This window comes from Mycolicibacterium septicum DSM 44393 (assembly GCF_000455325.1).
GTDB classification, from domain to species: Bacteria; Actinomycetota; Actinomycetes; order Mycobacteriales; family Mycobacteriaceae; genus Mycobacterium; species Mycobacterium septicum.
Genome location: NZ_HG322951.1, coordinates 2893700 through 2916790 on the forward strand (window position 1 = coordinate 2893700; position 23091 = coordinate 2916790).

The following is a 23091-nucleotide window of genomic DNA, read 5'->3' on the forward strand; positions in this document are numbered from 1 at the left end:
GGCCGCGCCCGCTCCCGCAGCGCCGGCCGCACCTGCGGCCCCGGCACCGGCGCAGCCATGACCGACACCGCCGCGTCCGAGCTAGACGAGTCGGGGACCGAGAAGGCCCCGGGAGTGGCCGTCGGCAAGGCCGGGGCGGTCTGGATCCTGATTGCCGGTGTCCTCGGTCTGGCCGCCGCGTTGGCGCTGACGGTCGAGAAGATCGAGCTGCTGATCGATCCGTCCTACGTTCCGACCTGCAGCATCAACCCGGTCATCTCCTGTGGGTCGGTGATGACGACCTGGCAGGCATCGGCCTTCGGATTCCCCAACTCGCTGATCGGGGTGGTCGCCTTCACGGTCACCCTGGTCACCGGTGTGCTGGCCGTGGCGGGTGTTCGGCTGCCCCGGTGGTACTGGTCCGGGTTTGCGGCCGGAACCCTGCTCGGTGCCGTCATGGTGCACTGGCTGATCTTCCAGAGCCTCTACCGCATCGGCGCCCTGTGCCCGTACTGCATGGTGGTGTGGTCGGTGACCATCCCGCTGCTCGTGGTGACGAGCTCCATCGCGCTTCGGCCGCTGCACACCAACGGGGTTGCCCGCGCGATCTATCAGTGGCGGTGGTCGCTGGTGGCGCTCTGGTTCACCTCACTTGTGCTGTTGATCTTGGTGCGTTTCTGGGAATACTGGTCAACGCTGCTGTAACACTTCCGAAATAACTTGTCGGTTAGGTCTACCCGTGATTTCCAAGCTGTTAGTCGCCAATCGTGGCGAGATCGCGATCCGTGCATTCCGTGCTGCCTATGAGATGGGCATCGCAACGGTGGCGGTGTATCCGTACGAGGATCGCAATTCGCTGCACCGCCTGAAGGCCGATGAGTCGTATCAGATCGGCGAGATCGGCCATCCGGTACGGGCGTACCTATCGGTGGACGAGATCATCAGGGTCGCCAGGCATTCCGGCGCGGATGCGGTGTATCCGGGTTACGGCTTCTTGTCGGAGAATCCGGAACTGGCCTCGGCCTGTGCGGAAGCCGGAATCACCTTTGTGGGGCCCTCGGCGCACGTTCTGGAACTGACCGGCAACAAGGCGCGGGCGATCGCGGCGGCGAAGGCAGCGGGACTGCCCGTGCTGGCATCCTCGGCGCCGTCGTCGTCGGTGGACGAATTGGTCGCTGCCGCACGGGATATGACGTTCCCGCTGTTCGTCAAGGCGGTGTCCGGTGGTGGTGGGCGCGGAATGCGCCGCGTCACCGACCCGGAGGCGCTGCCCGAGGCGGTGGAGGCGGCTTCGCGCGAGGCGGAGTCGGCGTTCGGCGACCCCGAGGTGTACCTGGAGCAGGCCGTCATCAACCCGCGCCACATCGAGGTGCAGATCCTCGCCGATACGCAGGGCAACGTGATGCACCTGTTCGAGCGGGATTGCAGCGTGCAGCGGCGGCACCAGAAGGTGATCGAGCTGGCACCCGCGCCGAATCTGGATCCTGCTCTGCGCGAACAGATTTGCGCGGATGCGGTGGCCCTGGCCCGCCAGATCGGGTACAGCTGCGCGGGCACCATCGAGTTCCTGCTCGACGAGCGTGGTCATCACGTGTTCATCGAGTGCAATCCACGGATCCAGGTGGAGCACACGGTGACCGAGGAGATCACCGATGTGGACCTGGTGGGCTCACAGTTGCGGATCGCGGCCGGGGAGAGCCTGGCCGATCTGGGTTTGAGCCAGGACTCGCTGGTCATTCGCGGGGCGGCCATGCAGTGCCGGATCACGACCGAGGACCCGGCCAACGGATTCCGTCCGGACACCGGCCGGATCACCGCCTACCGATCACCCGGTGGCGCCGGTATCCGCCTGGACGGCGGATCCAACCTGGGTGCGGAGATCTCCGCGCACTTCGACTCGATGCTGGTCAAGCTGACCTGTCGCGGACGGGACTTCTCCACGGCCGTCTCACGGGCCCGCCGTGCCCTGGCCGAGTTCCGCATCCGCGGTGTGTCGACGAACATCCCGTTCCTGCAGGCCGTGATCGAGGACCCGGATTTCCGTGCCGGACGGGTCACCACCTCGTTCATCGACGACCGCCCGCAGTTGCTGACCGCGCACACCCCTGCCGATCGCGGCACCAAGATCTTGAACTACCTGGCCGATATCACCGTGAACAAGCCGAACGGGGAACGGCCGACCGAAGTGTATCCGCAGGACAAACTGCCTGCGCTGGATCTGTCGTCGGTGCCGGCGCCGGGCTCCAAGCAACGCCTGGTCGAGCTGGGGCCCGAAGGTTTCGCGCGGTGGATGCGGGACAGCAAGGCGGTCGGGGTCACCGACACGACGTTCCGTGATGCGCACCAGTCACTGTTGGCCACCCGGTTGCGGTCCACCGGCCTGCTCAAGGTGGCGCCGTATGTGGCCCGGACGATGCCGCAGCTGCTGTCCATCGAGTGCTGGGGTGGCGCGACTTACGATGTGGCGCTTCGGTTCTTGAAGGAAGATCCGTGGGAGCGGCTGGCCGCCCTGCGGGAGGCGGTCCCCAACATCTGTCTGCAGATGTTGCTGCGGGGCCGCAATACCGTGGGATACACGCCGTATCCGGAATTGGTGACCTCGGCCTTCGTGGACGAGGCAACCCGCACCGGCATTGATATCTTCCGGATCTTCGACGCGCTCAACAACGTCGAGTCGATGCGTCCGGCGATCGATGCGGTCCGCGAGACGGGCACGGCGATCGCCGAAGTGGCGATGTCCTACACCGGGGACCTCAGCAACCCCAGCGAGAACCTGTACACGCTGGACTACTACCTGAAGCTGGCCGAGCAGATCGTCGATGCGGGTGCGCACGTGCTCGCGATCAAGGACATGGCCGGGTTGTTGCGTCCGCACTCGGCGCACACGCTGGTCTCGGCGTTGCGGTCGCGGTTCGACCTGCCGGTGCATGTGCACACCCATGACACTCCGGGTGGGCAGCTGGCGACGTACCTGGCGGCGTGGCAGGCCGGGGCGTCGGCGGTGGACGGTGCTGCGGCCCCGTTGGCCGGCACCACCAGTCAGCCTGCGTTGTCCTCGATCGTGGCCGCCGCCGCGCACACCGAGTACGACACCGGGCTGTCGCTGGACGCGGTCTGCGATCTCGAGCCCTACTGGGAGGCGTTGCGCAAGGTCTACGCGCCGTTCGAATCGGGACTGCCTGCCCCGACCGGGCGGGTGTACACCCACGAGATCCCCGGCGGGCAGTTGAGCAACCTGCGCCAGCAGGCCATCGCCCTGGGGCTGGGGGACCGGTTCGAGGAGATCGAGACCAACTACGCCGCGGCCGATCGGGTACTGGGCCGGCTGGTCAAGGTGACCCCGTCGAGCAAGGTGGTCGGGGATCTGGCGCTGGCGCTGGTGGGTGCCGGGGTCAGCGCGCAGGAGTTCGCCGCCGATCCGGCCCGCTACGACATCCCCGACAGCGTGATCGGGTTCCTGCGTGGCGAACTCGGTGATCCTCCTGGCGGATGGCCGGAACCGTTGCGCACCAAGGCGCTTGAGGGCAGGGAACCGGCCAAGCCGGTCCAGGAGCTCTCGGTCGAGGACGAGGCGCTGCTGGCGGCGCCCGGGCCCAAGCGTCAGGCGGCATTGAACCGGTTGCTGTTCCCGGCGCCGACCAAGGAGTTCGAGGCGCACCGCGAAACCTACGGCGACACTTCGAGCCTGAGTGCCAACCAGTTCTTCTACGGGCTGCGCTACGGCGAGGAGCATCGCGTCGAGCTCGAGCGCGGTGTGCAGTTGCTGATCGGTCTTGAGGCGATCTCCGACGCCGACGAGCGCGGGATGCGCACGGTGATGTGCATTCTCAACGGGCAGCTGCGTCCGATCACGGTGCGTGACCGCAGCATCGCCAGTGAGGTCCCGGCGGCGGAGAAAGCTGACCGCAACAACCCGAATCATGTCGCGGCCCCGTTCGCGGGTGTGGTCACCGTCGGTGTCGCCGCGGGCGACACCGTGGAGGCGGGCGCGACCATCGCCACCATCGAGGCGATGAAGATGGAAGCCGCTATCACGGCCCCCAAGGCCGGGACCGTCGAACGTGTCGCGGTGGCTGCCACCGCACAGGTCGAGGGTGGCGACCTGCTGGTGGTAGTGAGCTGACCCGCATCATCGCCGGTGCGCTCGGCGGGCGGCGGATTGCGGTGCCCCGCAGCGGCACCCGACCCACCTCCGATCGGGTCAGGGAGGCCGTGTTCAACGCGCTGACGGCGCGGCTGGATTTCGCGGGATTGTCCGTGCTGGATCTGTACGCCGGTTCGGGAGCGCTTGGCCTGGAAGCGCTTTCGCGTGGTGCGACCTCGGCGACCTTTGTCGAGGCCGACGCGCGCGCGGCCGGCGTCATCACCGAGAACATCGCCTCTCTGGGGGTTCGCGGGGCCACGGTGCGCCGCGGCAGTGTGGACACGGTGTTGGCCGGGGGCACCACGCGGCCGGTGGATCTGGTGTTCGCCGACCCGCCCTACGACCTCGACGACGCTGCGGTAGATGCGATGCTCACGGTGTTGGCCGACGCCGGGTGGGTGACCGCCGGCAGCGTCGTGCTGGTGGAGCGGCGCGCGTCGAGCCGGCCGGCGAGTTGGCCCGCGGGCTGGGATGAGCTGAGTACCCGGCGATACGGCGATACCCGCGTCGAACTCGCCGAAGTGGGCTAGCGGATCCGTCGATACGGCGGCCTGTACCGTCGTCACCCATGAGTGGCGCGGTATGCCCCGGCTCCTTCGACCCGGTGACCCTTGGCCATGTCGACATCTTCGAGCGTGCGGCTGCGCAGTTCGACGAGGTCGTGGTGGCGGTTCTGGTGAACCCCAACAAGAAGGGCATGTTCGATCTCGACGAGCGCATGGCGATGATCGCCGAGTCGACCACGCACCTGCCGAATCTGCGGGTCGAGTCCGGTCAGGGCCTGGTGGTCGATTTCGTCAAGACGCGCGGGCTGACCGCGATCGTCAAGGGTCTGCGCACCGGTACGGACTTCGAATACGAGCTGCAGATGGCTCAGATGAACAAGCATGTGGCCGGGGTCGACACGTTCTTCGTCGCGACCACCCCGCAGTATTCGTTCGTGTCGTCGTCGTTGGCCAAGGAGGTCGCCTCCCTGGGCGGCGACGTTTCTGCGCTGCTTCCCGAGCCGGTTAACCGCAGGTTGCAGGCCAAACTGAACGGCTGACGCCGGTTGCCGGGCATGGTCCGGCGGCGACACACCGATTGTGCTCCCAAGTCACAGGCGTAACACCAGGCACACTGGTTACTAACAACGACGACCTGGAGGGTTTTGCCGTGTACCGAGTTTTTGAAGCGCTCGACGAGCTCGGCGCGATCGTCGAAGAGGCGCGTGGTGTGCCGATGACCGCCGGTTGCGTGGTCCCGCGCGGTGATGTGCTCGAACTGATCGATGACATCAAGGACGCGATCCCCGGTGAGCTCGACGATGCCCAGGACGTGCTCGACGCGCGTGATTCGCTGCTGCGCGAGGCCAAGGAACACTCCGAGTCGGTGATGTCCAAGGTCAATGCCGACGCCGACGGCATGATCAATCACGCCAGGGGTGAGGCCGACCGACTGCTGGCCGACGCCAAGGCGCAGGCCGACCGGATGGTCGCCGAGGCCCGTCAGCACAGTGAGCGCATGGTCGGCGAGGCGCGTGAGGAGGCGGCGCGGGTCGCGACCGCGGCGAAGCGTGAGTACGACGCGACCACGGGCCGCGCCAAGGCCGAAGCCGATCGTCTGACCGAAAACGGCAACATCTCCTACGAGAAGGCCGTGCAGGAGGGCATCAAGGAGCAGCAGCGCCTGGTGTCGCAGACCGAGATCGTCTCGACCGCCACCGCCGAGGCCACCCGGCTCATCGACGCGGCGCACGCCGAGGCCGACCGGCTTCGCGGCGAGTGCGACATCTACGTCGACAGCAAACTGGCCGAGTTCGAGGACTTCCTCAACGGCACGCTGCGCTCCGTCGGCCGCGGACGTCACCAGCTACGCACGACCGCCGGCACGCACGACTACGCCACCCGCTGACGACGTTGCGCAGTTGTCGGTGCGCACTGCGTCGTGGCGTGATCTGACGCCGCCGTAGGATCGATGCATGGCGACGCATGCGAAATCAGCTGGACGGGGAGGGCCTGAGAGGCGCTTTGATTCCCGATCGCCGCTGGTGATCGATGTCTCCCGACTCGGCCGGCGCCCGGGTTCGTTCCTGGCCTACCAGGAGACGGTGCCGAGTCCGGTGCGGATCGGCGCCGAGCTGGTCGCCATCGAGAAGGGCGCACCGCTCGACCTCGACCTGCAACTGCAGTCGGTGTCGGAGGGCGTGCTGGTCAGTGGGACCGTATCGGCCCCCACGGTCGGCGAATGTGCGCGCTGCCTGACCGAACTCACCGGGGACGTCGAGATCGACCTCACCGAGCTCTACGCGTACCCCGACAGCACCACCGACGAGACGACCGAGGCCGACGAGATGGGCCGGGTGGGCGCCTCCGGTCATGCCGACACGGTGAACCTGGAACAGCCGATCATCGACGCTGTCGGATTGGCGTTGCCGTTCTCGCCGCTGTGCCGTCCGGACTGCCCGGGACTGTGCCCCGATTGCGGTGTCGCACTGGCCACCGCCGAGCCGGGGCACCACCACGACAAGATCGATCCCCGCTGGGCCAAGCTGGCGGCGATGATGCCCGACGACGAGCGCCCCGGCGGCGACGAGTGACCGACGCGACCGACTCGCATGCGGCGCTGCTCGAAGTACTCGGCGTCGACTTGCCCGCAGAACTGCTCACCATCGCGTTGACGCATCGCAGCTACTCCTACGAGAACGGCGGCCTGCCGACCAACGAGCGGCTGGAGTTTCTCGGCGACGCGGTGCTGGGGTTGACGATCACCGAGGAGCTCTATCACCGCCACCCCGAACGGTCGGAGGGTGACCTGGCCAAGCTCCGGGCCAGCATCGTCAACACCCAGGCTCTCGCCGATGTCGGCCGTGGGCTCACCGACGGCGGTCTCGGCAGTCACCTGCTGCTGGGCAAGGGGGAGGAGAACTCCGGCGGTGCCGACAAGTCGAGCATTCTCGCCGACGGCGTCGAATCCCTGCTCGGCGCAATATATCTGCAGCATGGCCTGACCACTTCGCGCGAGGTGATCCTGCGGCTGTTCGGTGAACTGCTCGACACCGCCCCGACGCTGGGCGCCGGTCTGGACTGGAAGAGCAGCCTGCAGGAGCTGACCGCCTCCCGCGGCCTCGGTGCACCCACCTATGTGGTGACCTCCACCGGGCCCGACCACGACAAGGAATTCTCGGCGTCGGTGGTGGTGGCCGATGTGGAATACGGCAGGGGCGTGGGGCGCAACAAGAAAGAGGCCGAGCTCAAGGCGGCGGCCGCGGCCTGGAACGCACTCGACAATGCGTGAGTACCGATGCCCGAACTGCCCGAGGTAGAGGTCGTCCGCCGCGGGTTGCAGGAACATGTTGCGGGCAAGACGATTTCAGCGGTACGCGTGCATCATCCGCGTGCCGTACGCCGCCACGAGGCCGGTCCCGCCGATCTGACCGCGCGACTGCTCGGCGCCCGCATCACCGGAACCGGACGCCGGGGCAAGTATCTCTGGCTGACGCTGGGGGAGGACGGCAGCGAGGCCGCGACCGATGCCCTGGTGGTGCATCTGGGGATGAGCGGCCAGATGCTGTTGGGGCCGCTGCGTGACGACCGGCATCTGCGGATCGCCGCGCTCCTCGACGACGGCACGGCCCTGAGCTTCGTGGACCAACGGACGTTCGGGGGCTGGCAGCTGGCCGATCTGGTGACGGTCGACGGCGCTGCATTGCCTGAGCCTGTCGCTCACATCGCACGCGATCCGCTCGACCCGCTGTTCGATCGAGACAGCGTGGTCACCGTGTTGCGGCGCAAGCACTCTGAGATCAAACGTCAGTTGCTCGACCAGACCGTGGTGTCCGGTATCGGCAACATCTACGCCGACGAGGCGCTGTGGCGGACCAAGGTCAACGGCGCCAGAACCGCCGCGCTGCTGCCGCGCCGCCGGCTGGCCGAGGTGCTCGATGCCGCCGCCGCGGTGATGACCGATGCGCTCAGCCAGGGCGGGACGTCATTCGATTCGCTCTATGTGAACGTCAACGGCGAATCCGGTTACTTCGAACGGTCTTTGGACGCCTACGGCCGCGAAGGGGAGCCGTGCCGGCGGTGCGGCGCGGTGATGCGCCGCGAGAAGTTCATGAACCGATCGTCGTTCTACTGCCCGAAATGTCAGCCCCGTCCCCGGGGCTGACCCGGACGGATCACGGCATGCTGGGCATGCCCGGCATATCGGACATGCAGATCTTCCACGATCCGCTTTCCTTGCGCAGGTACAACTTGCCGGGGCCCGCGCTGCTGGAGATGTCGACGACGGCCTTGCTCCCGTTCACCGTGATCTTGGTGATCTCTGCCGTCCCGCTGGAATCAGTGGTCTTCGGAATGTCGATGGCATCCAGACCGCCGATCTTGTCGAACAGGTCCTGATCGGCCTGGCAGAAGTAGGGCAGGGCTTCGTTGAGGTCGCTGCTGCTCGACATCACCTCATCGAGGAAATCCCGGACCTCCTGCTCGGCCGCGCTCTCGCTGGACGACTGTGACGACCCCGCATTGGTGCGGCTGTCCTTCGAATCGCCGCTCAACGCGAAGATGGCGACGCCGCCGACCAGGATCACCACGGCCAGCACCGCGCCGGCGATCGCGAGCCACTTACCGTTGCCGCTCTTGGGTGGCTGGGGAGCGGGATAGCCGTACGGCTGCTGCGGCGCGCCGTAAGGCTGTTGGGCTCCATAGGGCGAACCGTAGGGCGGCTGGGGCGCACCGTACGGAGCTCCGTACGGAGACTGGGGCTGCTGGGGCGCGCCGTAGGGCTGCTGAGGTGCGCCGTAGGGCGAGCCGTAAGGCTGCTCGGGCTGCTGAGGTGCGCCGTAAGGCGAGCCGTAGGGCTGCTGGGGCTGCTGGGGTGCTCCGTAGGGCGAGCCATAGGGCTGCTCGGGGTTGGCACCGGTGTTCGGATATCCCTGAGGCCCGCCCGGCTGATACTGCTGCTGCCAGGGCTCGGGGGAGCCTGATGGCGGGGTGGGCGGATTGCTCGGCGGGTACGTCACGGTGCTCCTCGGCGAAGTCGGTCTGCCGAGTCTATCGTCGCTGCATGGTTCACCGCTGTGGTGAACTGGGGCCCCCGAGCAGGGTGCGCGGCCATCACCGCTGGAATAACCGTGTGTCGCGACGTGTAGAAATACCGCATGACCGAACTTTGGGTTGACCGCACCGGCGTGCGCCGGTATGTCGGGCGCAGTTCACGCGGCGCAGAGGTACTCGTCGGCAGTGAGGACGTCGAGGGCGTGTTCACCCCGGGTGAGCTGATGAAGATCGCCCTCGCAGCGTGCAGCGGGATGTCCAGCGATCAGCCACTGCGCCGGCGTCTGGGCGACGACTACCCGGCGACCATCAGGGTGTCCGGGCCGGCGGACCGGGAGCAGGAGCGCTACCCGTTGCTGGAGGAGAAACTCGAAATCGACCTGTCGGGTCTTTCGGAGTCCGAGGTGGCCAGGCTGTTGACCGTGGTCGAGCGCGCCATCGACCAGGTCTGCACGGTGGGCCGCACCCTCAAGTCCGGCACCGAGGTGAAGTTCGAGGTCGCCACTCGATGACCGGCCCGGAACTCCCCGCGACCGGGCCCGACGCCGAAGTGCGTCTGAGCGCCTGGGTGCACGGTCATGTGCAGGGCGTGGGGTTCCGGTGGTGGACCCGGGCACGGGCGCTGGAGCTCGGTCTGACCGGGTTTGCTTCGAATCGGCCCGACGGCCGGGTGCACGTCGTGGCGCAGGGACCGCGCGTGAAATGTCAGCGATTGCTTGAGCTGCTGCAGAGCGGTGAAACCCCAGGGTCGGTGGACAACGTCGTCGCAGATTGGGCGGATGCCGACGCCCCGATGGCGGGGTTCAGCGAACGGTAGCCGAGTCGGCGGTAGGGTTTGACTCCGTGCACCTCAAGAGTCTGACGCTGAAGGGCTTCAAGTCCTTCGCCTCGCCGACGACTCTGCGGTTCGAACCCGGCATCACCTGCGTCGTCGGCCCCAACGGGTCGGGCAAATCGAACGTGGTCGACGCCCTCACCTGGGTGATGGGCGAGCAGGGCGCCAAGACCCTGCGCGGCGGCAAGATGGAGGACGTCATCTTCGCCGGTACGTCCTCGCGGGCGCCGCTGGGCCGCGCCGAGGTGACGCTGACCATCGACAACTCCGACAACGCGCTGCCCATCGAGTACTCCGAGGTGTCGATCACGCGCCGCGTGTTCCGTGACGGCGCAGGCGAATACGAGATCAACGGCAGCAGCTGCCGGCTGATGGACGTTCAAGAGCTGCTGAGTGATTCCGGCATCGGCCGCGAGATGCACGTCATCGTCGGCCAGGGCAAGCTCGCCGAGATCCTGGAGTCGCGTCCCGAGGATCGCCGCGCCTTCATCGAAGAGGCCGCCGGGGTTCTCAAGCACCGCAAACGCAAGGAAAAGGCGGTCCGCAAGCTCGACTCGATGGCGGCGAACCTGGCCCGTCTGACCGATCTGACGACCGAATTGCGCCGCCAGCTCAAACCGCTGGGCCGCCAGGCCGAGATGGCGCGGCGCGCGGCGACGATCCAGGCCGATCTGCGAGACGCCCGCCTGCGCCTGGCCGCCGATGATCTGGTGAGAAGGCAGGTCGAGTTCCACAACACCAACCAGGCCGAGACCACGCTGCGCCGCGAGCACGACGAGGCGACGGTCCGGCTGGAGACGTCGACGGTCGAACTGCAGGCGCACGAGGCCGCGGTGGCCGAACTGACCCGGCGCGCCGAGGCCGCTCAACAGACCTGGTTCCGGGCCTCGGCCCTGGCCGAACGGGTGAGCGCCACCGTGCGCATCGCGACCGACCGGGCTCAGTCGTTCGAGGCGGAGGCCGAGGTCTCCACCGGGCAGGACCCCGAGGCGCTGGAAGCCGAGGCCGACGAGGTCGCCGAGCTCGAGATGGAGCTGCTGGGCGAGCTCGAAGAGTCGCGCATCGTCCTGGAGAGCGCCCGCGCCGAGCTGGCCGAACGTGAACAGATCGCCGCGGAGGCCGAGCGGGCGCATCTGGCCGCGGCCCGGGCCGAGGCGGACCGTCGCGAGGGGCTGGCCCGGTTGGCCGGGCAGGTCGACACGATGCGCACCCGGGTCGAGTCGATCGACGACGGGGTCATGCGGATGTCGGTCAACATCGAGGAAGCCGGCGCCAAAGCCCAACTGACACGGGCCGAATTCGAGACCGTACAGAGCCGGGTCAGTGAACTCGATGCCGGGGAAGTGGGTCTGGACGAGCAGCACGACCGCTCGGTGGCAGCCCTGCGGATCGCCGATGAACGGGTGGCCGAACTACAGTCGGCCGAACGTGCCGCCGAACGGCAGGTCGCCTCGCTGCGGGCCCGCATCGAGGCCCTCTCCGTCAGCCTGGACCGACGCGACGGTGCTGCCTGGTTGCAGAAGAACCACAGCGGCTCAGGGCTTTTCGGCACCATCGGGGAATACCTGAAAGTGCAGCCGGGACATGAGGTGGCGGTGGCCACCGTTCTGGGGGCTGCCGCCGACGCGTTGGCCGCCGAGGATTTCGGTGTTGCCGCCGCTGCCGTGGCTGCGCTCAAGGAATCCGACGGCGGGCGGGCCGCACTGCTGCTGGGGGACTGGAAGGTCAACGGCTCGGCAGCATCGGGCACGCTTCCCGACGGTGCGATCTGGGCCAACGAGGTGGTCACCGTCCCGGATCGGTTGCGCGGCGCGATCACCGCGATGCTGGCCGGGGTGGCGGTGGTGACCGATCTGCCCGCCGGGGTGCAACTGGTGTCGGCGCGCCCGGACCTGCGCGCGGTGACCGCGGACGGTGATCTGGTCGGTGCCGGCTGGATCAGTGGCGGGTCCGACCGCAAGCCCTCCACCCTTGAGATCAGTTCCGAGATCGACAAGGCGAAACACGAACTGGAGATCGTCGAGCGGCAGACCGGTGAGCTGGCGGCCGCATTGTCGGGTGCGCTGACCGAGCAGGCGGCCCGACAGGAGTCGGCCGAAGAGGCGATGGCCGCGCTCAACGAATCCGACGCCGCGATCTCGGCCATCTACGAACAGCTGGGCCGCCTGGGACAGGATGCCCGTGGCGCCGGTGACGAGTGGCAGCGGCTGATCCGCCAGCGCGACGAGCTCGAGGCCGGGCGTACCAAGACGGTCGAGGAACTCACCGAACTCGAGTCGCGGCTGCACAACGCCGAACAGCTTCCGACGTTCGAGGCCGAGCCCGTGGACCGCCAGGCCTCGATGGCCGCCGCCGAGGCGGCGCGCTCGGTCGAGGTGGAGGCCCGGCTGTCGGTGCGCACAGCCGAGGAACGCGCGAATGCGGTTCGCGGACGGGCTGATTCACTACGCCGCGCCGCTGCCGCCGAGCGCGAGGCCCGGGCGCGTGCGCAACGGGCCCGGGAGGCGCGCGAACATGCGGCGCGGGTGGCCGCGGCGGTGTCCGAAGCGGGACGCATTGTGGCGGGGCGGTTGAGCGCCGTGGTGTCGGTGGCCTCGCGGATGCGTGACGAGCTGGCCACCGAGCGTCAGATTCGGGCCACCGCGCTGTCCCAGGTGCGCGAGACGGTCACCGAACTCACCGCGAGGATCACCGCGCTGACCGACGCGTTGCACCGCGACGAGATGGCCAAAGCGCAAGCGTCACTTCGCATCGAGCAGCTCGAGGCGCAGGTGCTGGAGCAGTTCGGGATGCCTGCCGCCGATCTGATCGCCGAGTACGGCCCACAGATCGCGTTGCCGCCCACCGAGCTGGAGATGGCGGAGTACGAGCAGGCGCGCGAGCGGGGCGAACAGGTCATGGCGCCCGCGCCGATGCCGTTCGACCGGCCGACCCAGGAGCGTCGGGCCAAGAAGGCCGAACGCGAACTCTCGGAGTTGGGTAGGGTGAATCCGCTTGCGCTGGAAGAGTTTGCCGCCCTGGAGGAGCGCTACAACTTCCTGTCCACGCAACTTGAGGACGTCAAAGCCGCCCGCACCGATCTGCTCGATGTGATCGCCGATGTCGACACGCGCATCCTGCAGGTGTTCACCGAGGCATATGTCGATGTCGAGCGCGAGTTCGAGCAGGTGTTTTCCACGCTGTTCCCCGGCGGCGAGGGCCGGCTGCTGCTGACGAACCCCAGTGACATGCTGACCACTGGCATCGAGGTCGAGGCCAGGCCGCCGGGCAAGAAGATCAAGCGACTCTCGCTGCTGTCCGGTGGCGAGAAGTCCCTGACGGCGGTGGCCATGCTGGTGGCGATCTTTCGGGCCCGCCCGTCCCCGTTCTACGTGATGGACGAGGTCGAGGCCGCGCTCGACGATGTGAACCTGCGCCGGTTGATCAGCCTGTTCGAGCAGCTGCGGGAAAAGTCCCAGCTGATCGTGATCACCCACCAGAAGCCCACCATGGAGGTCGCCGACGCGCTCTACGGTGTGACGATGCGCGGTGACGGCATCACCACGGTGATCTCGCAGCGGATGCGGGGACAGGAACTGGCGGCCAACCCGAGCTGATCGGGTGCCGAGCGTGGGGGTGAGATCCGGATTCCCCCGCGGATCCGGGTCTCACCCCCACGCTCGACCGATGTCCCCCTATGCCGCGCCGGAGTGTGCGGCGCGGTGGCTACGGCGCGGCTTCTCGTGTGTACCGCTGTCTTTCGCCTCCGCAGTTCCGGATGTGGGCTGGGCCGAACCGCTTTCGTCGGCGCGATGAACCCTGCGGGTCGGGCGCGAGTCGGAGCCGGATTCGTCGGCCTTGACGCCGTCGGATGCCTTGGGCGAGAGTGCCTGCCGCACCGACTGCCTGATTCGCTCGGCCGCCGATCTCGGCTTCGGTGGCGTCTTGGTCTTGACCTCGGTCTTGATGTCGCCCTCGGCTTTGACAGCCGTGTCCACGGACGTGTCGACGGCGGTGTCGGCCTCGGGATCCTTCGCCTCCGGATCGGACTTCGGGATGTCGGCGTCGGCTGCGGCGAGGACGTCGTTGTCCGTTGTGGGATGCACGCGGGGCACGTGCAGCCGGGTCGGCCCGGGCTGAGGCTTCTCCGGTGCCGAAACGCCGGTCGTCACCTTCTCCGGAGCCGACTTATCCGGTGCGGCAACGTCTTCCGTGCGGCGGTCGGCGGTGTCGGCGGTGTCGATCCCGAGGCCGGCGAGGGCATTGCGCACGCCCTCCTCGGCCGCGGCTTTCAGATCCGACGCCAACTTGTCGAGATCGACGTGGGGTATCAGCCCGGCGCGGGTCGGCACACCCATGTTGGCAGGCGTGCGGTCATAGGCGAGCTCGATCAACACCCGCAGGGTGGGCTCGACCAGGTCGATCACCGGCGCCGGGATTCCTATGTCGCGGAACGGCTGCAGCAGCGGAAGGTGCTCGGTGTGCACCAGGTAGTAGGTGGTGTTGCCGGAGGTGTAGGAGTCGTATGTGCTCGGATCGTCCAGGTCGACCACCGATGACCCGTAGTTCGGATGTAGGTAGACGTAGCCCATCAGGGCGTTGAGATCGGCCAGCAGATTGAGCGGATATTTGGGGAAGTCGGCGATCAGGTCGTACTGGCGCGCGACATCGATCGTCTCGTATTCGTCATCCGGGGTGGCGCCGTCGAAGCTGACCCCGAGGATCGGGATGTAGAGGCCCTCGAACCGGGCCAGGATTCCGCCGTTGGGCCGGTTGGGATTGGCCACGAACACGAAGGACAGCTCGTCAGGTGAGGGCACCGTGGCGCCCTGGGCGCGCAGCTCGGCCAGGTTCCGCTTCTCCCGGGTGGCGATGTTGGCACTCTGTGAGTAGCCGACGACGACCTTCTCGCCCGGCGTGCTCAGTACGGCGTTGTTGAGGCTGAGGACGCCGCGGGCGACCGAGGTGTCGAAGCTGATGTCGGTCAGGCTGGTCGCGGGCCAGAACTGCTCGGGTGTCTGCACCCATTTCAAGTCGTCCTCGTCGAGGTGCCGATCGGACAGATAGGTGTTGTTCACCTGGTCCAGGTAAGTGCCTGCACCCCATTGATGCGGATCTCCCAGCGCCTTCATTCCGGTTCCGCCCATGATGAGCGCTGTGGCCGCCAGTTGAACCAATGTCGTCATGCTCGCCGTCACGACGAGCCCGACGGTGCCGACCAGGGCGACCAGCGTCACTGCCAGCCCCCGAAGCACACGAATGTGCATCCTTTTCCTCCCTTTCGCGAAAAATCCCGAGGGAAGGACCACATGCCGCCCAAATGCTGAAGTCATTCCCGACCCACGTGGATCGTGAACCACATTCTGGCCTGATGTCAGCGAATTGAAAAAAGTGTGCTTGAAAACCGAAAAAGGACAGCTAGAAAGCGTTTTAAGAATGGTCGCCGTCATCACGTCAGCTAAGCCGTAGAAGATATCTACGGCTGGAGCAATCGGGTTCGTCCGGTGGCGTGGTGAATGAAAGATACCGCGTCGGTACGTGCATGTACCACGGTTTTGAGTAATCCGTTGAACCGAGGTTTCGCCGGGATCGATGGGCGCGACAATCGGCGGTAGATGGGCGGGCAACGGGGCCGGTCGTTCCCGCACGGCCGCCCTGAGACAATGACGGCGTGTCAGAAGGTGCGTTGTTGGGTCTGTGGATCGCTATCGCGGTCGTCGCCGTTCTCGTTGTCGTCGCTCTCACCGTGGGGCTGGTGCGATACCGCCGGCGGCGGATCAGCCTGTCCGAGCGTGACGCCGCGAAACCGATCGACCGCTCCGGCGGCTACACGGCTTCGTCGGGCATCACGTTCAGCCAGTCGGGCACCGCCACGGTCGAGCGCATCGACACCAGCGGGCTGCCGGCGGTCGGCGATGACGCCACCATTCCGCGCGACGCACCCAAACGCACCATCTCCGATGTGCAGCTGCCGGAGCCGCCGGTCGAGCCGGTCGAGCCGGTCGCACCGCAGACACCGGTCGAACCGGCCGAGCCGGAAGTGGCCGTCGAACCGGAACCAGCCGTTGAGCCGGCCGAGACCGCCGATCCGGTCGCTGCCGCCGTCGAGGACATCGCCCCGGCCGAGGGCCGGATGGACCGGCTGCGCGGACGCCTCGCCAAGTCACAGAACGCGTTGGGCCGCAGCATGCTCGGGTTGCTCGGCGGCGGCGATCTCGACGAAGACTCCTGGGAGGCGGTCGAGGACACCCTGTTGATCGCCGACCTCGGCCCGGTGGTCACCGAATCCGTCGTCGCGGCATTGCGTGAGCGGATGGCCAGCAAGAGCGTGCGTAGCGAAGCCGATGCGCGTGCGGTGCTGCGCGAGGTGCTGATGGCGGAGCTGCGACCCGAGATGGACCGTTCGATCAAGGCCCTGCCACATGCCGAGAAGCCGTCCGTGCTGTTGGTGGTCGGCGTGAACGGCACCGGCAAGACCACCACCGTGGGCAAGCTGGCGCGGGTGCTGGTGGCCGACGGCCGCCGCGTCGTGCTCGGCGCCGCCGACACGTTCCGTGCCGCGGCCGCCGACCAGCTGCAGACCTGGGCCGCGCGCGTCGGCGCAGAGGTGGTGCGGGGTCCCGAGGGCGCCGATCCCGCATCGGTGGCGTTCGACGCCGTCGACGAGGGCGTCAAGGCCGGGGCCGATGTCGTTGTGATCGACACTGCGGGCCGCCTGCACACCAAGACCGGCCTGATGGACGAACTCGGCAAGGTCAAGCGAGTGGTGGAGAAGCGGGCCGCCGTCGATGAGGTGCTGCTGGTGCTCGATGCCACCATCGGGCAGAACAGCCTGCCGCAGGCCAAGGTGTTCGCCGAGGTCGTCGACATCACCGGGGTGGTGCTGACCAAACTCGACGGGACCGCCAAGGGCGGGATCGTATTCCGGGTCCAGCAGGAACTCGGTGTCCCGGTCAAACTCGTCGGACTCGGTGAAGGCCCCGACGACCTCGCCCCGTTCGAGCCGGCGGCCTTCGTCGACGCCCTCCTGGGCTGAAAAACCGGTCGAAAAACCCCGGAAAACGCACGGTGTAACACCGGCGAAACGCAGCCTGGCTATCCGTTCACACGAGCGAAACGCAACGGCGCCGTGGCTGAAACATCCACTCAGCATTGTCTTGGACCAGGTCAATGGTCGTAAATCCTTGCGGCCGTGGCGTGGTGAAGGAGGAAACTGCGAGTGGAGCAATTCCCGATATTGGGCGCGCCGGACACCGGTGACACAGCATGGATGCTGGCCAGCGCCGCACTTGTGCTGCTGATGACACCGGGCCTGGCCTTCTTCTACGGCGGCATGGTCCGTGCCAAGGGCGTGCTCAACATGATCATGATGAGCGTCAGCGCCATGGGTGTCGTGACCGTCCTGTGGGCGCTGTACGGCTACTCGGTCGCATTCGGTGACAACACCGCCGGCGTGATCGGCAATCCGGCACAGTTCTTCGGTCTCAAGGGCCTGATCGGCGGGAATGGTTCGGCCGATGCGCCCATCGCGCTGGCCGGGACGATCCCGGCCTCCGTGTTCGTGGGCTTCCAGCTGATGTTCGCGATCATCACGGTCGCACTGATCTCCGGTGCCGTCGCCGACCGCATCAAGTTCGGCGGCTGGCTGCTGTTCGCCGCGCTGTGGGCGACCATCGTCTACTTCCCGGTCGCGCACTGGGTCTTCGATTTCGACGTCAAGGGCTCCGACGGCGAGACCGTGATTCACCACGGGGGATGGATCGCCAACCAGCTCAAGGCAATTGACTTCGCGGGTGGTACCGCGGTGCACATCAACGCAGGTACGGCCGGCCTGGTCCTGGCCATCATCCTCGGCAAGCGGCTCGGTTGGCCCGGTACGCCGATGCGCCCGCACAACCTCCCGTTCGTGATGCTCGGCGCCGGCCTGCTCTGGTTCGGTTGGTACGGATTCAACGCCGGTTCTGCGGTGTCGGCCAACGGAGTTGCCGGTTCGACCTTCGTCACGACCACGGTGGCGACCGCGGCGGCCATGCTGGCATGGCTGCTCACCGAGCGCATCCGCGACGGCCACGCCACATCACTGGGTGCGGCTTCTGGCATCGTCGCAGGCCTGGTGGCGATCACGCCGTCCTGCTCGTCGGTGAATGTGGTGGGCGCACTCGTGATTGGTGTTTCCGCAGGTGTGCTGTGTGCGCTGGCGGTGGGCCTGAAGTTCAAGTTCGGTTTCGATGATTCGCTCGACGTCGTGGGTGTCCACCTGGTCGGTGGCATCGTGGGCACGTTGCTGGTCGGCCTGGTGGCCACCAAGGAGGCGCCTGCCGCTGTTGCCGGTCTGTTCTACGGTGGCGGGTTCGATCAGTTGTGGCGACAGGCCGTCGGGGCGGGTGCTGTTCTGCTCTATTCGGCGGTGGGTACGGCTATCTTGGCGTTGATTGTGAAATACACCGTGGGCCTGCGCCTGGACAAAGAAGAGGAGGCTTCCGGTATCGACGAGTCCGAGCACGCGGAGAGCGCTTACGACTTCGTCGCTGTCGGAACCGGTTCTGTTCTTGGTCGTCACGGCGGGGAGGAATAAGGAAATATGAAGCTGATCACTGCGATCGTCAAACCGTTCACGCTGGAGGATGTCAAGACCGGCCTTGAACAGACGGGCATTCTGGGAATGACCGTCAGTGAGGTGCAGGGCTACGGCCGTCAGAAGGGCCACACCGAGGTCTACCGCGGTGCTGAGTACTCGGTCGATTTCGTGCCGAAGGTCCGGGTGGAGGTCGTTGTCGACGACTCCGCGGTCGACAAGGTCGTGGATGTCATCGTGCAGGCCGCACGTACCGGAAAGATCGGTGACGGCAAGGTCTGGGTCAGCCCGGTCGACACCGTGGTTCGGGTGCGTACCGGTGAGCGAGGAGCTGACGCGCTGTAGTCGGAGCGTCCGTCGAGACGCCTTCTCCCCGGCCAGCAATCGCGTGAGCACAACCCGGTGATCGGCCGGGGAGGAGTCGAAATGACAGAGAACAACGCAGAATCCGCCGGAGTCTCTCCCCAAGGGGCTCCGGCGGTTTCGTCCCGGCCCGCCAACGATCTGACGGCGGCCACCAAGCAGTTGCTCAGCGGGGGATCGCGCCAGCTGGATGCGGCCGCGCTGCGCAACGCGTTACTCGATCTGCACGAATTCTGGCTCACCACAAAGGCTGCCGAGATCGGTATCACCGCCACCAGTGGATTCTCGATCGTGGCCACGGGTGGTTTGGGCCGCGGCGAGATGTTGCCCTACTCCGACCTCGACCTCACCTTGCTGCATGACAACATGCCTGTCGAACTCGTGTCCGAAGTGGCCGAGAAACTCTGGTACCCCTTGTGGGACGCCAACATTCGTATCGATCACAGCGTGCGCACCGTGCCCGAGGCGCTCAAAGTCGCAGGTGAAGACATCTCGGTGGGTCTGGCGATGCTCGACGCGCGTCACATCGCCGGTGATGCCGATCTGTCGGCACTGCTGGTCGGCGGCTCACGCCGGCAGTGGCGGATCGGAATCGCTTCGCGGTTCGACGAACTCGTCGAGCATGCGCAGTCGCGGTGGGAGCGCAGCGGCCAGATCGCGCACCGAGCCGAACCGGACCTGAAATCGGGCCGGGGCGGTCTGCGGGACGTCCAGCTGCTCAACGCGCTCGCGATAGCGCAACTGGCCGACGTGTATCCGAGCCGGGCTCTGGCCTCGCCGACAGGAACTCTGGGCGATGCACACCTGGCGCTGCTCAATGTTCGGACCGAACTGCACCGGGCTTCTGGCCGGGGCCGGGAGTTGTTGCTGGCTCAGCACGCCGACGAGATCGGCGCGGCCCTGCGGATCGGGGACCGATTCGATCTGGCGCGCACCCTCTCGGATGCCGCGCGCACCGTCAGTTACTACGTCGATTCCGGGATTCGCACAGCCGCCAATGCCTTACCGCGGCGTGGCTTCGCCGCCCTGCGCCGCCCGGTGCGCCGTCCGCTCGACGAAGGGGTGATCGAGTACGCGGGCGAGGTGATCCTGGCCCGCGACGCCCGGCCGGAACGCGATCCCGGCCTGATTCTGCGGGTGGCGGCCGCGTCGGCCAGTACCGGGTTGCCGATGGCGGTGTCCACGTTGAGCCGACTGGCCGAAACGGCACCTGAACTGCGCACGCCCTGGCCTCGCCAGGCCCTGAAGGACCTGCTGGTGTTGCTCGCGTCCGGCCCCGCAGCGGTCGCCACCATCGAGGCACTGGACCGTACCGGTCTGTGGGGCCGGCTGTTCCCGGAGTGGGGCGCGGTGCGAGACCTACCCCCGCGGGATGTCGTGCACACCTGGACAGTTGACCGGCACCTGGTCGAAACCGTCTCGCGGGCAGGTGCTTTCACCACCCGGGTGTCACGTCCGGACCTGCTGCTGCTGGGTGCGCTGTGCCACGACATCGGCAAGGGGCGCGGCGGCGACCACAGCGTGATCGGTGCGGAATTGGCCACCCAGATCGGCACCCGGCTGGGTCTGTGGCCATCCGACATCGACGTGCTGTCGAAGATCGTCCGGTACCACCTGCTGCTGCCCGACACCGCGACACGGCGAGATCTGCAGGATCCCAAGACCATTGACGCCGTAGCCGATGCACTCGGCGGCGATATGGTGCTGTTGGAGCTGCTCCACGTCCTGGCCGAGGCCGATTCGCTGGCCACCGGACCGGGGGTGTGGGGGGACTGGAAGGCATCGCTGATCGGTGACCTGGTCCGCCGGTGCCGGCTGGTGATGGCCGGTGAATCGCTACCGAAACCCGATCCCATCGAGCCGCGGTTCATGGCGCTGGCCGCCGAAGCGGGTGTCCACGTCGAGCTCACCGAGGGCGACAGCCCACACATCTACAACGTGACGATGATCGCCGCGGACCGGCGCGGCCTGCTGTCCAAGGCGGCCGGTGTGCTGGCGTTGAACTCCCTGCGGGTCCACTCGGCCTCGGTCAACAGTCACGAGGGCTCGGCGATCAACACCTTCGCGGTGTCCCCGCATTTCGGTGCCCCGCCACCTGCCGAGCTGCTGCGTCAGCAGTTCATCCTGGCGCTCGACGGCGAACTGGACGTGATCGGTGCGCTGGAACGGCGTGATCTGGAGGCCGCCCAGCATCCGACGACCCGGGCCGGCGAGATCCTGGCCTCGGTACCGGCCAATCACGTGCCCGCCCCGCCGCGCATCCTGTGGTCGGCGGGCACCGTGCCCGAAGACCTGATCGTCCAGATCCGCACGATCGACCGGTCCGGCCTGTTGGCCCGCCTGACCGCGGTGTTCGAGCGGGACGGCGTGGATGTCTCGTGGGCGAAGGTGACCACGCTGGGCTCTTCGGTGGTCGACGTGTTCTGCATCACCGCGCCGGCACTGGCTGCCGACGAGGAGCGGCGGGCCGCGTTCCGCGAGGAACTGGAGCGCGACATGTTCGCGATCCTTCCCGCGCCGCCGCCGGCCAAACCGGCCAAACCGGCCGAGCACGCCAGCTGACCTCTGAGCGGGTTGGCTGGTGGGCTCACCACCCCGCCCGCGCCCGGCCGCTAGGCTTACCACGTGTTTGAGAGCTTGTCTGACCGGTTGACCGGAGCCCTGCAGGGCCTACGCGGCAAGGGGCGGTTGACCGACGCCGATATCGACGCCACGGCGCGCGAGATCCGGTTGGCCCTGCTGGAGGCCGACGTCTCGCTGCCGGTGGTGCGTTCCTTTGTCACGCGCATCAAGGATCGTGCCAAGGGCGCCGAGGTGTCGGCCGCGCTGAACCCCGCGCAGCAGGTGGTCAAGATCGTCAACGAGGAGCTGATCGGCATCCTCGGCGGCGAGACCCGTCAGCTGGCGTTCGCCAAGAACCCGCCGACGGTGATCATGCTGGCCGGCCTGCAAGGTGCCGGTAAGACCACCCTGGCCGGCAAGCTGGCGAAATGGCTTAAGGGACTGGGCCATACCCCGCTGCTCGTGGCGTGTGACCTGCAGCGGCCCGGCGCGGTCAACCAGCTGCAGATCGTCGGAGAGCGCGCCGGTGTGGGTGTCTTCGCCCCGCACCCGGGCACCTCGCCGGATGGCCTGGAGATCGGCGGCCACGGCGATCCCGTGGCGGTCGCGTCGGCCGGTATGGCCGAGGCCCGGGCCAAGCACTACGACGTCGTCATCGTCGACACCGCCGGCCGGCTGGGTATCGACGACGAGCTGATGGGTCAGGCCGCGGCCATCCGCGATGCCGTGAAACCCGACGAGACGCTGTTCGTCCTCGACGCCATGATCGGTCAGGACGCCGTCGCCACCGCCGAGGCGTTCCGCGAGGGCGTCGGCTTCACCGGTGTCGTGCTGACCAAGCTCGACGGCGACGCGCGTGGTGGCGCGGCCCTGTCGGTCCGCGAGATCACGGGTGTGCCGATCCTGTTCGCGTCCGCGGGAGAGAAGCTCGAAGACTTCGACGTCTTCCACCCCGACCGGATGGCCAGCCGCATCCTGGGCATGGGCGATGTGCTCACCCTCATCGAGCAGGCCGAGCAGGTCTTCGATCAGCAGAAGGCCGAGGAGGCCGCCGCCAAGATCGGCTCCGGCGAGCTGACGCTGGAGGACTTCCTCGAGCAGATGCTGGCCATCCGCAAGATGGGCCCGATCGGCAACCTGCTGGGCATGCTGCCCGGGGCCGGCCAGATGAAGGATGCGCTGGCCGCGGTCGACGACAAGCAGCTGGACCGCGTGCAGGCCATCATCCGCGGCATGACCCCGGCCGAGCGGGCCGACCCCAAGATCATCAACGCCTCGCGCCGGCTCCGTATCGCCAACGGCTCCGGTGTCGAGGTGTCCGAGGTCAACCAGCTCGTCGACCGGTTCTTCGACGCCCGCAAGATGATGTCGTCGATGGCCGGCCAGATGGGCATGCCGTTCGGGCGCAAGAACTCTCCGCGCAAGGCCGCCAAGGGCAAGAACAAGCAGGCCGGCAAGAAGAAGGGCCGCGGTCCGACCCCGCCGAAGAACCCGTTCGGCGCCGGGATGCCTGCCGGCTTCCCGGACCTGTCGAACATGCCCAAGGGCCTGGACGAGTTGCCGCCCGGCCTGGCCGATTTCGACCTGTCGAAGCTGAAGTTCCCCGGCCAGAAGTAGC

At 67.3% G+C, this 23091-nt stretch carries 18 protein-coding genes; 16 read left to right on the plus strand and 2 right to left on the minus strand.

What is annotated here, in order from left to right; all coding sequences use genetic code 11:
• Window positions 1-57: 57 nt before the first annotated feature.
• From TX88_RS13645 to mutM, 8 genes are all read left to right on the plus strand, one after another.
• Complete coding sequence (locus TX88_RS13645; protein WP_044519382.1) at window positions 58-684, plus strand: vitamin K epoxide reductase family protein; 627 nt, start codon at window positions 58-60, stop codon at window positions 682-684.
• Between the two features lie 34 nt (window positions 685-718).
• A complete protein-coding gene (locus TX88_RS13650; protein ID WP_044517494.1) occupies window positions 719-4102 on the plus strand; it encodes a pyruvate carboxylase in 3384 nt (1127 codons plus the stop codon).
• The gene (gene rsmD, locus TX88_RS13655; RefSeq protein WP_084621900.1) at window positions 4099-4653 is read left to right on the plus strand and encodes a 16S rRNA (guanine(966)-N(2))-methyltransferase RsmD; all 555 of its coding nucleotides are present in this window, start codon (window positions 4099-4101) and stop codon (window positions 4651-4653) included. The genes TX88_RS13650 and rsmD overlap by 4 nt, the downstream gene beginning before the upstream one ends.
• Before the next feature lie 38 nt (window positions 4654-4691).
• The gene (coaD, locus tag TX88_RS13660; RefSeq protein WP_044517496.1) at window positions 4692-5168 is read left to right on the plus strand and encodes a pantetheine-phosphate adenylyltransferase; all 477 of its coding nucleotides are present in this window, start codon (window positions 4692-4694) and stop codon (window positions 5166-5168) included.
• A gap of 110 nt (window positions 5169-5278) precedes the next feature.
• Entirely contained in the window at window positions 5279-6016 is a 738-nt protein-coding gene (gene sepIVA, locus TX88_RS13665; protein WP_044517497.1) for a cell division protein SepIVA, read from the plus strand.
• Window positions 6017-6083: 67 nt separating this feature from the next.
• On the plus strand, window positions 6084-6701 hold the full coding sequence (locus TX88_RS13670) for a YceD family protein (RefSeq protein WP_044517498.1): 618 nt from the start codon (window positions 6084-6086) through the stop codon (window positions 6699-6701).
• Window positions 6698-7399 carry a ribonuclease III gene (gene rnc / locus TX88_RS13675; protein WP_044517499.1) on the plus strand — a complete coding sequence of 234 codons (702 nt, stop codon included), beginning with the start codon at window positions 6698-6700 and terminating at the stop codon, window positions 7397-7399. The genes TX88_RS13670 and rnc overlap by 4 nt, the downstream gene beginning before the upstream one ends.
• 6 nt (window positions 7400-7405) lie before the next feature.
• Window positions 7406-8272, plus strand: coding sequence for a bifunctional DNA-formamidopyrimidine glycosylase/DNA-(apurinic or apyrimidinic site) lyase (gene mutM, locus TX88_RS13680; protein ID WP_044517500.1), 867 nt, complete (start codon window positions 7406-7408; stop codon window positions 8270-8272).
• 10 nt (window positions 8273-8282) lie between these two features.
• On the opposite strand, the gene TX88_RS33330 is transcribed toward mutM, so the two are convergent.
• Window positions 8283-9125 carry an Rv0361 family membrane protein gene (locus TX88_RS33330; RefSeq protein WP_044517501.1) on the minus strand — a complete coding sequence of 281 codons (843 nt, stop codon included), beginning with the start codon at window positions 9123-9125 and terminating at the stop codon, window positions 8283-8285.
• A gap of 138 nt (window positions 9126-9263) precedes the next feature.
• Here TX88_RS33330 and TX88_RS13690 point away from each other — a divergent pair, with 138 nt between their 5' ends.
• The 3 genes from TX88_RS13690 to smc are packed head-to-tail and all read left to right on the plus strand — an operon-like array spanning window position 9264 to window position 13590.
• The gene (locus TX88_RS13690) at window positions 9264-9671 is read left to right on the plus strand and encodes an OsmC family protein (RefSeq protein WP_044517502.1); all 408 of its coding nucleotides are present in this window, start codon (window positions 9264-9266) and stop codon (window positions 9669-9671) included.
• A complete protein-coding gene (locus tag TX88_RS13695) occupies window positions 9668-9976 on the plus strand; it encodes an acylphosphatase (protein ID WP_044517503.1) in 309 nt (102 codons plus the stop codon). The genes TX88_RS13690 and TX88_RS13695 overlap by 4 nt, the downstream gene beginning before the upstream one ends.
• Window positions 9977-10002: 26 nt before the next feature.
• The gene (gene smc / locus TX88_RS13700; RefSeq protein ID WP_044517504.1) at window positions 10003-13590 is read left to right on the plus strand and encodes a chromosome segregation protein SMC; all 3588 of its coding nucleotides are present in this window, start codon (window positions 10003-10005) and stop codon (window positions 13588-13590) included.
• Between the two features lie 78 nt (window positions 13591-13668).
• On the opposite strand, the gene TX88_RS32805 is transcribed toward smc, so the two are convergent.
• The gene (locus tag TX88_RS32805; RefSeq protein ID WP_162563138.1) at window positions 13669-15240 is read right to left on the minus strand and encodes a PE-PPE domain-containing protein; all 1572 of its coding nucleotides are present in this window, start codon (window positions 15238-15240) and stop codon (window positions 13669-13671) included.
• A 404-nt stretch (window positions 15241-15644) separates the two neighbouring features.
• Between TX88_RS32805 and ftsY the strand changes: the two genes are divergently transcribed.
• From ftsY to ffh, 5 genes are all read left to right on the plus strand, one after another.
• Entirely contained in the window at window positions 15645-17009 is a 1365-nt protein-coding gene (gene ftsY, locus TX88_RS13710) for a signal recognition particle-docking protein FtsY (protein WP_044517505.1), read from the plus strand.
• A 234-nt stretch (window positions 17010-17243) separates the two neighbouring features.
• Complete coding sequence (locus TX88_RS13715) at window positions 17244-18548, plus strand: ammonium transporter (protein WP_044517506.1); 1305 nt, start codon at window positions 17244-17246, stop codon at window positions 18546-18548.
• A 6-nt stretch (window positions 18549-18554) separates the two neighbouring features.
• Window positions 18555-18893: a P-II family nitrogen regulator gene (locus tag TX88_RS13720; RefSeq protein ID WP_003881099.1), complete on the plus strand. Its 339-nt coding sequence runs from the start codon at window positions 18555-18557 to the stop codon at window positions 18891-18893.
• Window positions 18894-18974: 81 nt separating this feature from the next.
• Window positions 18975-21473 carry a [protein-PII] uridylyltransferase gene (locus TX88_RS13725; RefSeq protein ID WP_044517507.1) on the plus strand — a complete coding sequence of 833 codons (2499 nt, stop codon included), beginning with the start codon at window positions 18975-18977 and terminating at the stop codon, window positions 21471-21473.
• A gap of 63 nt (window positions 21474-21536) precedes the next feature.
• Window positions 21537-23090, plus strand: a complete 1554-nt coding sequence (ffh, locus tag TX88_RS13730; RefSeq protein WP_044517508.1) for a signal recognition particle protein — start codon at window positions 21537-21539, stop codon at window positions 23088-23090.
• The last annotated feature ends 1 nt before the right edge of the window (window position 23091 follow it).